The 12,422-nt window shown below is 71.8% G+C and carries 15 protein-coding genes; 6 read left to right on the forward strand and 9 right to left on the reverse strand.

From position 1 onward, the window contains the following. Positions 1 to 123 precede the first annotated feature (123 nt). Together HJC40_RS40280 and HJC40_RS40285 are read right to left on the reverse strand one after the other, a co-directional pair. Entirely contained in the window at positions 124 to 660 is a 537-nt protein-coding gene (locus HJC40_RS40280; protein WP_250008912.1) for an HIT domain-containing protein, read from the reverse strand. A 38-nt stretch (positions 661 to 698) separates the two neighbouring features. Next, positions 699 to 1,613 carry an ADP-ribosylglycohydrolase family protein gene (locus HJC40_RS40285; RefSeq protein ID WP_250008913.1) on the reverse strand — a complete coding sequence of 305 codons (915 nt, stop codon included), beginning with the start codon at positions 1,611 to 1,613 and terminating at the stop codon, positions 699 to 701. Between the two features lie 96 nt (positions 1,614 to 1,709). On the opposite strand from HJC40_RS40285, the gene HJC40_RS40290 reads away from it, so the two are divergent. The 4 genes from HJC40_RS40290 (at position 1,710) to HJC40_RS40305 (ending at position 6,327) form a co-directional block, all read left to right on the forward strand. After that, positions 1,710 to 2,399 carry a response regulator transcription factor gene (locus HJC40_RS40290; RefSeq protein WP_250008914.1) on the forward strand — a complete coding sequence of 230 codons (690 nt, stop codon included), beginning with the start codon at positions 1,710 to 1,712 and terminating at the stop codon, positions 2,397 to 2,399. 17 nt (positions 2,400 to 2,416) lie between these two features. Next, positions 2,417 to 3,802, forward strand: coding sequence for a HAMP domain-containing sensor histidine kinase (locus tag HJC40_RS40295; protein ID WP_250009013.1), 1,386 nt, complete (start codon positions 2,417 to 2,419; stop codon positions 3,800 to 3,802). 149 nt (positions 3,803 to 3,951) lie between these two features. Then, positions 3,952 to 6,153: an RICIN domain-containing protein gene (locus HJC40_RS40300; protein WP_250008915.1), complete on the forward strand. Its 2,202-nt coding sequence runs from the start codon at positions 3,952 to 3,954 to the stop codon at positions 6,151 to 6,153. Between the two features lie 15 nt (positions 6,154 to 6,168). After that, positions 6,169 to 6,327 carry a hypothetical protein gene (locus HJC40_RS40305; RefSeq protein ID WP_250008916.1) on the forward strand — a complete coding sequence of 53 codons (159 nt, stop codon included), beginning with the start codon at positions 6,169 to 6,171 and terminating at the stop codon, positions 6,325 to 6,327. 7 nt (positions 6,328 to 6,334) lie between these two features. On the opposite strand, the gene HJC40_RS40310 is transcribed toward HJC40_RS40305, so the two are convergent. Together HJC40_RS40310 and HJC40_RS40315 are read right to left on the reverse strand one after the other, a co-directional pair. After that, positions 6,335 to 7,348 carry an adenosine deaminase gene (locus HJC40_RS40310; RefSeq protein WP_250008918.1) on the reverse strand — a complete coding sequence of 338 codons (1,014 nt, stop codon included), beginning with the start codon at positions 7,346 to 7,348 and terminating at the stop codon, positions 6,335 to 6,337. Further along, positions 7,345 to 8,124 carry a trans-aconitate 2-methyltransferase gene (locus HJC40_RS40315; RefSeq protein WP_250008919.1) on the reverse strand — a complete coding sequence of 260 codons (780 nt, stop codon included), beginning with the start codon at positions 8,122 to 8,124 and terminating at the stop codon, positions 7,345 to 7,347. The genes HJC40_RS40310 and HJC40_RS40315 overlap by 4 nt, the downstream gene beginning before the upstream one ends. A gap of 67 nt (positions 8,125 to 8,191) precedes the next feature. Between HJC40_RS40315 and HJC40_RS40320 the strand changes: the two genes are divergently transcribed. After that, the gene (locus HJC40_RS40320) at positions 8,192 to 9,169 is read left to right on the forward strand and encodes an aldo/keto reductase (RefSeq protein WP_250008920.1); all 978 of its coding nucleotides are present in this window, start codon (positions 8,192 to 8,194) and stop codon (positions 9,167 to 9,169) included. A gap of 44 nt (positions 9,170 to 9,213) precedes the next feature. Beyond that, on the forward strand, positions 9,214 to 9,444 hold the full coding sequence (locus HJC40_RS40325; RefSeq protein WP_374273659.1) for a hypothetical protein: 231 nt from the start codon (positions 9,214 to 9,216) through the stop codon (positions 9,442 to 9,444). A 120-nt stretch (positions 9,445 to 9,564) separates the two neighbouring features. Here HJC40_RS40325 and HJC40_RS40330 read toward each other — a convergent pair whose 3' ends face one another. The 5 genes from HJC40_RS40330 to HJC40_RS40350 all read right to left on the reverse strand — a co-directional run bounded on the left by HJC40_RS40330 (position 9,565) and on the right by HJC40_RS40350 (position 12,418). Beyond that, the gene (locus HJC40_RS40330; RefSeq protein WP_067306996.1) at positions 9,565 to 9,768 is read right to left on the reverse strand and encodes a cold-shock protein; all 204 of its coding nucleotides are present in this window, start codon (positions 9,766 to 9,768) and stop codon (positions 9,565 to 9,567) included. Positions 9,769 to 10,078: 310 nt separating this feature from the next. Continuing rightward, positions 10,079 to 10,351 (reverse strand): DUF4235 domain-containing protein, encoded by a 273-nt coding sequence (locus HJC40_RS40335; RefSeq protein WP_250008922.1) that lies wholly within the window; start codon positions 10,349 to 10,351, stop codon positions 10,079 to 10,081. Then, positions 10,348 to 10,743: a DUF3618 domain-containing protein gene (locus HJC40_RS40340; RefSeq protein WP_250008923.1), complete on the reverse strand. Its 396-nt coding sequence runs from the start codon at positions 10,741 to 10,743 to the stop codon at positions 10,348 to 10,350. The genes HJC40_RS40335 and HJC40_RS40340 overlap by 4 nt, the downstream gene beginning before the upstream one ends. Next, positions 10,740 to 11,171 carry a phage holin family protein gene (locus tag HJC40_RS40345; RefSeq protein ID WP_250008924.1) on the reverse strand — a complete coding sequence of 144 codons (432 nt, stop codon included), beginning with the start codon at positions 11,169 to 11,171 and terminating at the stop codon, positions 10,740 to 10,742. The genes HJC40_RS40340 and HJC40_RS40345 overlap by 4 nt, the downstream gene beginning before the upstream one ends. A gap of 80 nt (positions 11,172 to 11,251) precedes the next feature. Beyond that, entirely contained in the window at positions 11,252 to 12,418 is a 1,167-nt protein-coding gene (locus HJC40_RS40350; RefSeq protein ID WP_250008926.1) for a mechanosensitive ion channel family protein, read from the reverse strand. Between the last annotated feature and the right edge of the window lie 4 nt (positions 12,419 to 12,422).

Genomic DNA, 12,422 nt, shown 5'->3' on the forward strand with positions numbered 1-12,422 from the left:
ACAACCATTACTGGCAAACACATCCGCCCGCACCACCAGGCACATCACCGACACACCTACCGCCCCAATCCACAACAGGGGTCGATCGGCTACGCCGATCAACCCCTGTTTAACACCAGTCACCTAGGCCGGCCACGCCTCGACGATTAGCTTGCGGGTGTCGTCGAGCAACTGGGGCAGCACCTTGGTGCGGCTCACCACCGACATGAAGTTGGCGTCGCCGCCCCACCGGGGCACCACGTGCTGGTGCAGGTGGGCGGCGATGCCCGCACCGGCCACGGCGCCCTGGTTCATCCCCAGGTTGAAGCCGTGCGGGCTGCTCACCGAGCGGATCACCCGCATCGCCGTCCGGGTGAAGGCGGCGACCTCGGCGGTCTCGTCGTCGGTGAGGTCGGTGTAGTCGGCGACGTGCCGGTAGGGGCAGACCATCAGGTGCCCCGGGTTGTACGGATAGAGGTTGAGCACCGCGAACACCAGCTCACCACGCGCGACGACGAGCGTGCCGTTCCCGGGCGCCTGGCAGAACGGGCAGCCCGACGGCTTCTCGTACCCGCCCTCGGGCTGCTCCTCGCCGGTGACGTAGCCCAGCCGGTGCGGTGTCCACAGCCGATCCAGCCCGTCGGGGTCCCCGGTGCCGGCGTACCGGTCGTCGTCGCTCACAGGCCGAGCTTAGGGGGCGGACGGGAAGGCGGCACCGATCATCCGGCGGTGGCTGCGGCCAGCCAGGCGGGCAGCGGCTCGCGGGCCGACCGCCAGGCCGCGGGGATGCCGTCGGCGCCGGTGTAGGCCGCGACGATGCCGCCGGCGATCGCGCAGGTGGTGTCCACGTCGCCGCCGGCCCGTACGCAGGCCCGGATCGCGGCCGGATAGTCGTCGAGGAACCGATCGGCCACCCAGACGGCGAACGGCACGGTGTCGCGGGCCAGCGCCCGGGCGCCGGTGCCCAGCTCACGGGCCGCCTCGATCGGATCGGTCAACCGGCCGGCCACCCGCAGACCGTCGCGGACGCGGCCCTCGGGCGTGTGGGTGGTCACCGCGCGCAGCAGAGCGGGCCGGCGCCCGTCGAGCCGGCCGGCGGTCGCGACGGCCGCGGCCACCGTGACCGCCACTCCCCCGGCGATGCCCTCGGGGTGGGCGTGGGTGACCTCGGCGGCGCGGACGCCCTGGGCCGCCGCGTGCGCGATCGAGTCGGCGTGCCAGGCGCCGAGCGGGGCGGCCCGCATGGCGGCGCCGTTGCCGGCCGAGCCCTGCCCGTCGAAGGCCGCGGCCGCCGCGATCGGCCAGGGCAGCCCGTCGCGGATCTCGCGGAGCAGCCCGGCGGCGCCGGAGCCGTAGCCCCGGGCGGGATCGTGCCGGCGGCCCAGCTCGTCGGCGAACGCGTCGCGATCGAAGTCACCCTCAGCGAGCACGGTGATCAGGCAGCACGCCTGTTCGGTGTCGTCGGTCCACGACCACGGCGCGGGCGGGACGCCGGCCGGATCGCCCGCGTCCGCGAACGAGCCGAGCGGGCCGGCCGAGCTGAGCTGTGCGCCCAGCGCGTCACCGACGCTCAGGCCGGTCAGGCTCTCGAGCGCCAGCGCCAGGCGCGTACCGGGAAAAAGTATGAATGACATCGGCACAACGGATGGTAATCGGTTACCCATAGTGATCGAAGGGTGTCCCTGCATCACCGGTTAGGCCCTGCTTGCCAAGGGCAGTACCTTCTTCGCATGGCCACGGTGTTGCTCGTCGAAGACGATCACGTCGTGCGTGGCGCCATGCTCCGCTCGCTCGCCGACCGGGGGCATGCCGTGCACGCCGTCGGCACGGCGCTGGACGCGCTGCGCCGGGTCGCCGCCGAGACCCCCGACCTGGTCGTGCTCGACCTCGGGCTGCCCGACCTCGACGGCTCCGACGCGCTGCGCATGCTGCGGGGCATCACCGACGTGCCCATCATCATCGCCACCGCGCGGGACGACGAGCAGACCGTCGTCCGGCTGCTGCGGGCCGGCGCCGACGACTACATGGTCAAGCCGTTCACCGGCGCCCACCTCGACGCCCGCATCTCCACCGTGCTGCGCCGGGTGGGCCGGGCCAGCCGCACGGCCCAGCCGGCCGTGCACGAGGTCGGCGAGCTGCGGGTCGACGTCGGTGAGCGCAGCGCCACCCTGGCCGATCAGCCGCTCGCGCTGACCCGCAAGGAGTTCGACCTGCTGGCCTACCTGGCGGCACGCCCGGGCCGGGTGGTGTCGCGACGCGAGCTGTTGGAGGAGGTATGGCGACAGCCATCGGTCGGCGAGGACCAGACGATCGACGTGCATCTGTACTGGCTACGCCGGAAACTGGGCGAGTCCGCGGCGAAACCTCGCTACCTGCGCACCGTGCGGGGGGTCGGATTCCGGTTGGTGGCGCCGGACTGAGAGGCCGCCTGGCCTACATCACCGCCGCGACCACCGCCGTCGCCGCTCTCGCGTTCCTCGTCCCGCTCGGCTTCGAGCTGCGCCACGACCACCGCGAACAGGTGATCGGCGCGGCCGAGCGGCAGAGCTCGCGCATCGTCGGCGCGCTCTCGGCCGGGGCCGGCGCCAAGGGGCTGGCCGCGGCCCGGGCCGGCGTCAGCGACCGGGTCACCGTGTACGCCCCGGGTGCGACCGCGGCGGCCGGCGGCCGGGCCCCGGGCGACGAGGTGCGGCACGCCGCGAGCAGCGGCTCGACCGTGACCGAGGACGTCGACGGCGGCCTGGTCCGGCTCGAGCCCATCACGGTCGCCGGCCGTACGTCGGTGGTCGAGGTCTTCGTCCCGGACAGCGACCTCGAAGGCGCGGGCGGTGACTGGTGGCTGCTCTTCGGCATCGCGCTGGTCCTGGTCGCCGGCAGCGTCATCGTGGTCGACCGGCTCGCCCGCGGCGCCGTCAACTCGGCCCGCAACCTGGTCCACGCGGCGATGGCCGTCGGCGGCGGCGACCTCGGCGTCCGCATCCAGCCGTCCGGCCCCCGCGAGCTGGCCGAGGCCGGGTACGCCTTCAACCGGATGGCCGACCGCCTGGTCACCTCGCGCACCAACGAGCGGGAGATGGTCGCCGACCTGTCCCACCGGCTGCGCACGCCGCTGACCGCGCTGCGCCTCGACGCCGAGGCGCTCGACCCCGACGACACCCAGATCATCAGCCTCAGCCCCGACGAGATCGACCGCCGGCGCGGCATCCGGCGCATCCGCCAGGCCATCGTCACGCTCGAGGGCGAGGTCAACCAACTGATCAACACCACCCGCAAGGCGGTCGCGGCCCAGGTCGCGGCCGCGCCCGAGACCGGGGTGTGCGATGTCAGCGAGATCGTGCGGGAGCGGATGACCTTCTGGTCGGCGCTGGCCGGCGACCAGAACCGCAACTATCGGGTGGTCGGCGCGCAGATGCGCATCCCGGTCCCGGTCGCCCGGGCCGAACTGGCCGCGGCCCTGGACGCGATTCTCGGTAATGTGTTCCGCTACACCCCCCAGGGAACGGCGTTCGAGGTGGGCATCTCACGGCGTGACGGCTGGGTCGCCGTGCGTGTCGACGATGCCGGGCCCGGCATCGAAGATCCGGAGAAGGCAATGCAGCGTGGCCAGAGCGACCAGGGTTCGACGGGGCTCGGGCTCGACATCGCCCGTCGCGCGGCGCAGTCCGCGGGCGGCTCGGTCAGTCTCGACCGCGCGGCCATGGGCGGGGCCAGCGTCGTGATGCTGTTCGCCGACGCCGAGGCGACGCCGAAACAGGCGAGCCGGTTCGGTCTGGTCGGGCGTCTGGCCCGGGAGCGCGCGGGCCGCCCTGCCCGATCCGAGTGAAGCGGGCCGGGTTCTTGCTTAGATCTGTATTAAAGGCGTTCCGCTCGCCGGGCCGGACTGGCAAGGTTCCCACCGATCCCATCCGGCTTCCCGGTTCCCCGCCCGCGAACGTGAACCGGCGAAGCTCCCGCGCCAGGCAAGGAGAGGTCTTGTCCACGCACCGCCGGACGGAACCGCGGGGGCACCGCCGGGCCGTTTCCCGGCAGCCCCACCGGTTGCTGCCGGTCGTCCTCGGGCTGGCGCTGCTCGGCGTCGGCGGCGTGGTCGGCCCGAGCGTGGTGGAGAGCGTCTCGGACGGCCCCGGTTCACGGAGCCTCTCGCTGACCTCCGTGCCGGCCGACAAGCCCGACCAGGGTCTGGTCTACGACGGGCTCAAGCCGGCCAAGGCGGGCACGCTGTGCGCGGGATCGTACGAACTGGACCAGCAGAACTGCACGCACGGCCCGGACAGCGCGCCGGCCGGGCTGCAGGTGCGCCGGGATGTCACCCCGGTCACCGCGAAGGCGCCCGAGCCCCGGCCGCCGGTCCGCGAGAGCGCCGCGGCCACCCCGACCGACGCCGAGATCGCCCGCGACGAGGGCGGCAGCGCGCTGACCGCCGACGCGCCGGCCCTGGTGCCCGACGCGGCCCCCGGCGAGGCCGACTTCATCATGGGCGCGCACGACGTGGCCTGCGAGGGCGACGGGCGCGCGGGCAAGCGCGTCCAGGTGCTCTATCTGCACGAGTTCGGCACTCCCAGCCGCTACACCGACTTCCTCGGGTCGATCCGCACCTGGTCGTCCGGTGTCGACCAGACCTTCGACGAGAGCGCGGGCGAGACCGGCGGCTCACGCCACGTGCGCTTCGTGACCACCCCGCAGTGCCGGGTCGACGTCTCCGAGGTCGAGCTGCCGGCCGGCGGGCTCACCTCGTTCACCCGCAACATCGACGAGCTGCGCAAGCTCGGCTACAACCGCACCGACCGCAAATACCTGATCTTCGCGGACGCGAACGTGTACTGCGGCATCGCGACCTACATCGCCGACCGCCGTCCCGGGCTGGGCAACCGCAACAACGGCGGCCCCTCGTACGGCCGGGTCGACGCCGGCTGCTGGAGCTCGGCGATGGCCGCCCACGAGCTCACCCACACCCTGGGCGCGGCCCTGATCGACTCGCCCAACTCGAGTGGCGCGGGTGGCTGTCTCGACGAGCACGATCTGCTCTGCGGGCCCGACCGCTCGGGCAAGAAGGTGCGCACGGCCTGCCCCAAGAAGCACGAGACGCGGCTCGACTGCAACCACGACGACTACTTCAACACCAACCCGAAGCCCGGCAGCTATCTCGACGAGAACTGGAACGTCGCGAAGAGCGAGTTCCTGCTGCGCGGCGACGGCGGCGACGACATCCCGGACGCCGGTGGCGCCCCTCAGCCGACCACGCCGCCGAGCTCCGCTCCGGCCGAGCCCGCTCCGAGTCCCAGCGTGAGCGCCCAGCCCTCGCCGGCCGTGACCGGGACGGCCCCGGCCGACAGCGGCGAGGTTCCGCCCTCACCCGAGGTGGGCCCGAGCGAGTCGGCCCCGGCCGGCGAGCCGGGCGCCGAGCCCACCGCGCCGGTCGAGACCCCGGCCCCCGAGGTGCCCGAGGTGCCGGTGGCGGCGACCACGGCGCCGCCGGCCAAGCCCGCGAAGAGCGTGACCGCCGAGCCGGTGCAGGCGGTGCTCGAGGTGCGCGACGCGACCAGCGGCTCGGTCCGGCTCACCTGGAGCGCCGCCTCGGCCACGGCCACCTACCAGGTGTCGGTGGAGGGACAGCCGGTCGCCACCACCAAGGCCACCCGGGCCCGGCTGATCGGCCTCAAGCCCGACGCGAAGTACCGGGTGATCATCAAGTCGGGCAGCCGGTACACCGCGCGGGCCACGGCCGAGACGGCGCCCGCGGCCCGTCCGGCCCAGAACTCCTGGTTCACGCTGACCAACGCGCTCACCGGCGGCGCGGCCGACCTCTACGGCGCCCGTACCGCGCTCGGCACCCCGGTGACCCTCGACGGTGGCAGCGACGACGACGCCCAGCAGCAGTGGAAGCTGGTGCCGGCCGGCAAGAAGAGCTACACGCTGGTCTCGCGGGCCACCGGCAAATGCGTCGGCCCGGTCGGCGGCCGGCCCGTCGCCGGTGCGCCGCTGGTGCAGACGGCCTGCGACGGCAGCGCGGCCCGGTGGGTGCTGCAGGCCTCGGCGTACGGCTTCACCCTGCGGACGGCCGAGGGCGACCTCGTGGCCGGCGTGGGCGATCAGCGCTTCGGCGCGCACCGCGTGCTCGTCCTGCAGACGGGCAGCGGTCAGCGTTACCAGAGTTGGACGGCGGTTCCCGACTAGGCGGAAGGCAAGGCTGTGCGTGAGACTTTGGATCGGCCCCTGACCGAGCCCGAGGAGGGCCCGGCCAGGTTCAATCGGCGGCGGCTCGTGCGCTGGGTCTCTGTGCTCACCATCGGCATCGTGGTGGTGCTCGCGATCTGGCAGGACCCGCTCTACGCGCTACGGGCGGTGTAGGCGCGGGCTACGCGTTGCGCGCGGCGTAGGCGTCGATCTCGGCGAGCAACCGGGCCTGACCGGACGAGTCGAGGAAGCTCTGCGAGACGGCCGCGCGGGCCAGATCGGCCACGCCGTCGTCGTCGAGGCCGAGCAGCCGCGCGGCCACCGCGTACTCGTTCTCGAGCGTGGTGCCGAACATCGGCGGATCGTCGGAGTTGATGCTGACCGGCACGCCCGCACCGACCAGCGTGGCCAGCGGGTGCTCGTCGAGCGAGGCGACCGCCCGGGTCCGCAGGTTCGACGTCGGGCTGATCTCGAGCGGGATGCGGTGCTCGGCCAGATAGGCCATGAGCGCCGGGTCCTGGGCGGCCGAGATGCCGTGCCCGATCCGCTCGGCCCCGAGCTCCCGCACCGCGTCCCAGATGGTCTGCGGGCCGGTGGTCTCGCCGGCGTGCGGCACGCTGTGCAGCCCGGCCGCGCGGGCCTGATCGAAGTACGGCTTGAACTGCGGCCGCGGCACCCCGATCTCGGGACCGCCCAACCCGAAACTGATCAGGCCCTCGGGTCGCTCCTCGAGGGCGATCGCCAGGGTCTGCTCGGCGGCGGCCAGACCGGCCTCGCCCGGGATGTCGAAGCACCAGCGCAGGTCGATCCCGAACTCGGTGAAGGCCCCGCGGCGGGCGTCCTCGATCGCCTCGCAGAACGCCTTGGCCGGGATGCCGCGCTTGACGCTCGAGTACGGCGTGATGGTCAGCTCGGCGTAGCGGACCTGTTGCCGGGCCAGTTCGCGGGCGATCTCGAAGGTCAGCATGCGCACGTCCTCGTCGTCCCGGATGAGGTCGACAACGCTGAGGTAGACCTCGATGAAGTGCGCGAAGTCGCGGAACGCGAAGTAGTCGGCCAGCGCGGCCGGGTCGGCCGGCACCGGCGAGGAGCCCTCGTGCCGGGCGGCCAGTTCGGCCACGATGCGCGGCGAGGCCGAGCCCACGTGGTGCACGTGCAGCTCGGCCTTGGGCAGGCCGGCAATGAACGATGTCACCGTACGTCCCCTCCTGATGGGGCGGTCCTGGCCACCACGAAGACGCGGCGGAACGGGAACGCGACGTGTTCCCCGGTCGCCGGGTAGGCGCCGGTCAGCTCCCGCGCGAGGTCGGCGCGGAACGACTGCCAAGCATTGTCGTCCAGCGCGGCCTTGACGGGACGCAACGCCGTGCCCTCCATCCAGCGCAGCACCGGGTGCTCGGGCCCGTCGACCGGCAGCAGATGCAGGTAGGTGGTCTCCCAGGCGTCGACCTCGGCGCCGGCACCGGTGAGCAACGCCGCATACTCGGCGGGATCGCCGACCGGCGCCTCCCGCAGCACATCGCCGACGCCGTAACGCTTCCCGACCTCGCGCAGCAGCACGTGGGAGGGCGCGCCGAAGTTGCCCGGCACCTGCAGGGCGAGCCACGCCCCGGCCGGCAGGTCCCGGGCCCACCGGGTGAGCAGGTCGCGATGCCCGGGCACCCATTGCAGGGTCGCGTTGGTGACCAGCACGTCGACGTCGGGCTCCGGGTGCCAGTCCCGCACGTCGCCGACCCGGAACTCGGCCGGACCGCCGTGCGCGCGCGCCTTGGCGATCATCTCCGGTGAGGAGTCGACGCCGGTGACGCGTGCGCCGGGCCAGCGCCCGGCCAGGCTCAGGGTCAGCTCGCCGGGGCCGCAGCCCAGATCGACGACGGCCCGCGGCTCGCTCGCGCCGACGCGACCGAGCAGGTCGGCGAACGGGCGCGCGCGCTCGGCGCCGAAACGGCGGTACACGGCCGGATCCCACATGCGAACCTCCCAAACCGTACGTACGTTTTGCATGCAGGTTACCGCAATCCCGGTAGTGTCGTCACTCGTGGAGAAACGCACTTTTGGCAGGTTGGGACGGACGGTCGGCGTGGTCGGCCTCGGCGCGTGGCAGCTGGGCGCGGACTGGGGCGACGTGAGCGAGTCCGACGCGCACGAGACGCTGCAGGCCGCGGTCGATGCCGGCGTCACGTTCATCGACACGGCGGACGTCTACGGCGACGGCCGCAGCGAACAGATCATCGGCTCCTTCCTCAAGGACAAGCCGCAGCTCACCGTGGCCACCAAGATGGGCCGGCGGGTCGACCAGGAGCCCGGCAACTACACCCTCGACAACTTCCGGGCGTGGACCGACCGGTCGCGGGCCAACCTCGGCGTCGACACGCTCGACCTCGTGCAGCTGCACTGCCCGCCGACCCCGGTCTTCTCCTCCGACGCCGTCTACGACGCTCTCGACACGCTCGTCCAGGAGAAGCGCATCCGGGCGTACGGGGTGAGCGTCGAGAAGGTCGACGAGGCGCTCGCCGCGATCGCCCGGCCGGGCACCGCCAGCGTCCAGATCATCCTCAACGCGTTCCGGCTCAAGCCGCTCGAGCGGGTGCTGCCGGCCGCCGCCGAGGCCGGGGTCGGCATCATCGCGCGGGTGCCGCTGGCCAGTGGCCTGCTCTCCGGCCGCTACGACGAGCACACCACCTTCGGCGCCGACGACCACCGCAACTACAACCGGCACGGCGAGGCGTTCGACGTCGGCGAGACGTTCTCCGGCGTGGACTTCGCAACCGGGCTCGAGGCCGTCAAGCGGCTGCGCCCGCTCGTGCCCGAGGGCTTCACCATGGCCCAGTTCGCGCTGCGCTGGGTGCTCGACCAGGCCGGCCTCACCGTCGTGATCCCCGGCGCCCGCAATCCCGAGCAGGCCCGCGGAAATGCCGCTGTGGCCGGGTTGCCGCCGCTGAGCGACGAGGCCAAGGCCGGCGTCCGCAAGGTCTACGACGACCTCGTCCGCCCGCAGGTGCATGACAAATGGTGAATAATCCGGCGGCGGCTCCGAAAAGGCTCCACGGATGGCTACCGATGGCCCTCGGCGTGCTGGCCGTGGTTGTCGGTGCTCTGTGGACACTGCAGGGTCTTGACATTCTGGGCGGCAGCCGGATGAGCGGGACCGGAATCTGGGCGGTCATAGGCCCGATCGTGGCGGTCGGCGGACTGATTTTGATCATTCTTGGAGAGCGGTCCCGGGCCCGGGCCAAACGCGGCGAAGCGCCGACCTCGACCCCGATGGAACCGCCGGCCGGTCACCGGTAAAAGGTAAGACAATAAACGGTTGAACAAAGCCCCCGCATCCCTGAGGGATGCGGGGGCTTTCGCGTCGTAGCCGACCTCCGCCAGGCGATCGGCAGCCGGTCCGAGGACCGGCGTCGCTTGTCAGAGCGGGCGAACCTGTTCCGCCTGCGGGCCCTTCTGGCCCTGGGCGATCTCGAACTCGACCCGCTGGTTCTCCTCCAGCGAGCGGTAACCGCTCGACTGGATGGCCGAGAAGTGGACGAACACGTCAGCACCCCCGCCGTCAACGGTGATGAAGCCGAAGCCCTTGTCTGCGTTGAACCACTTCACGGTTCCTTGCGCCATGCTGAACTCTCCTTCTGAAAATGCCGACCCCGCTACACCCCGGGCCGATGACCGTTTTCGAGCAGCGGCGCCGTGAGGCGGCCTTTCAGAGGACGTCCCATCCGCCTGATCTCCTGACCCCGGCCGGTAGGCCAGTCTCCCTTGATCGGGTGGAAGCAGCGAACCACATACGCAAAAACTGGCCACACTGTACCCGAAAAACGGGCCATAAAGCTGCCCCTCGCGACCACCGAATAAACACCCGTGGATACGGAAAAGGCCCCCCACTTCGCTCTCGCGATGTGGGAGACCCGCTCCTGTCGATCAGGCGTCAGTCAGGCCATTGGCCGGTCAGTTTGCGCACGCCGACAGCGCCACTGCGATCGACCGCCGCCTTCACGATCGCGAAGATTGCGCCTTGCAGAGCGGCAGCCGCGATGATCTCGCCCCAGCCACGATCCTCGTCGGTCGCGTTGGGGGCGTCGTCGTCTCCGGAGGCCAGTTTCCAGATCTCCTTGAAGACGAACCCGGCCACCGTGCCGGCGCCGATGCCGAGCAGCAGACCGACCGGCTTGTAGGCCAGCTTGGAAACCTTGCCGCTCACCGGCGCCTCCCTCGGATGATCAGAATGACCCCGACGATCGCCACCACTCCGGCGACGACGAGGGGGAGCGGCACCGGGCTGTTCCGGACCGTCTCGCGGACATCGACCTCGTCGGCCTTGGCGGCGGTCTGGTCGGCCACCTCGTGGACCTTGCCGCTGACCGCGCCGGCGGCGGCCACGGCCGCGCCGCGGACCCGCTCGGTCGCCTCGACGGCCTGGGCCTTGACCTTGAGCTTGGTCTGCTCGACCTGCTCCTTGGCCCGGGCCTTGACGTCGGCCTTGGCCGCGAGCGCCTGCACGGTCTCGCCCAGCTCGGCCCGCGTCTGCTTGATGTCCGCCCGCAATTCGTCGATCGACGGCTTGTCGGCCGGCGAACCGTTCTTCTCGCTCATGCGCGACCACGCTCCACGGCGTGCTTGACCTCGTCGACGTCGGCTTTGACGCTTTGGATGGCCGCTGAGGGCTCGGGCGGGACCGCCTTGGTCACCTGCTTCTTGCCGATCAGGGCCAGGACGCCGGCGACCGCGAAGAGCACGACCGTGATGATCAGGGCGGCCAGCCACAGCGGCAGGAACAGGTCGAAGATAATGATCAGGGTCGCCACGAGGGCACCGACGCCGTACATGGCGAGAACTCCGCCACCGCCGAAGAGGCCGATGCCGATACCGGCATGCTTGCCCTTCTCGGCGAGCTCGGCCTTGGCCAGCGCGATCTCGTCCCGGACGAGGCGACTGATCTGCTCACTCGCGCGCTGCACCAACTCGGCTGTGGACTGATCGGCGCCTGTGCTCGGCTGGCGGCCGTTCAGAACATCGGCCATGGTGTCCTCCTTTCCATGACCCGGTGTATGCCCTGATCACCCGCGCGTCAATCCTGTTGCCGAAAACCCGCCGGAACGCGTCAGCGGTCGGCCCGGACCGCTACGGGTTCGTCCGGCCCGCCGAACGCCGCGGCGCGCGCGTCCCCGTCCTCACCCGTGAAGAAGCGGCCGTCGTCGGCGTCGGCGCGGGGGGCCGGTCGCGCCGGCTCGCGCTCGATCCGGCGGCCGTCCAGGAGGTCGGCGCGGTATCGCGGCAGGGCGTCGCGCTGGTGCGACCAGATGAACGTCACGAGCCTCTCGCGCACCAGGCACCGCAGGTCCCACAGCGACGGCGCGTCGCTCGCGCTCACCAGGGCCCGCAGGCGGACCGTCCCCTCGATCGCCCCGGTCACCTGGAGCACGCAGACCCGGCCGTCCCACAGCTCGGAGCCTTCGCAGGTGGCCTTCAGCTCCTCGCGCAGCGGCTCGATCTCGGTCGACCAGTCGACGTCCACCTCGGCGGTGCCCAGCACGGCCGAGCTCGACCGGGTCCAGTTCTGGAACGGCTTGGTGGTGAAGTAGGACGTGGGCAGGATGAGCCGGCGGTCGTCCCAGATCTGCACCGCCACGTAGGTGAGGGTGAGCTCCTCGATGCGCCCCCACTCCCCTTCGACCACCACCACGTCGTCGACCCGCACGGCGTCGCTGAAGGCCAGTTGCAGGCCCGCGAACACGTTGCCGAGGGTGCTCTGCGCGGCGAGCGCGGCGATGACGCTGATGATGCCGGCCGAGGCCAGCACGCTGGCGCCGAGCGCCCGGATGCCGGGGAAGGTCATCAGCACCACGCCGAGGGCGAGGACGACGATCGAAGCCACGGTGACCCGCCGCAGGATCACGACCTGGGTCTTGAAGCGGCGGCGGCGCAGGTTGTCGGGAACGTCGGTGCGCCACCGCGACAGCGCCGCGTCCTCCAGGACCAGCAGCAGGGCGGCGACCAGCCAGGCGAACGCGCCGATGAAACCGATGACCAGGGCGTGCAGCACGCCGGCGCGGCCCGGGAAGTCGCCGGCGGCGGCGCGCAGCGACTGCTGGACCGCGAACAGGGTGACCGTGGCCAGGAACGGCTTGTGTGCGGTGCGGGCCAGATCGGCGGCCAGCTCCGACCGGCGTCCGATGCGGCTGAGCAGCCAGTGCAGGACCTCGACGGCCACGAGCGCCGCACCCGTGGAGGCCACGACGACGAGCAGGGATTCCAGAACGCTGGGCACGTCT

The organism is Actinoplanes sp. M2I2 (assembly GCF_023544445.1).
Lineage (GTDB): Bacteria > Actinomycetota > Actinomycetes > Mycobacteriales > Micromonosporaceae > Actinoplanes.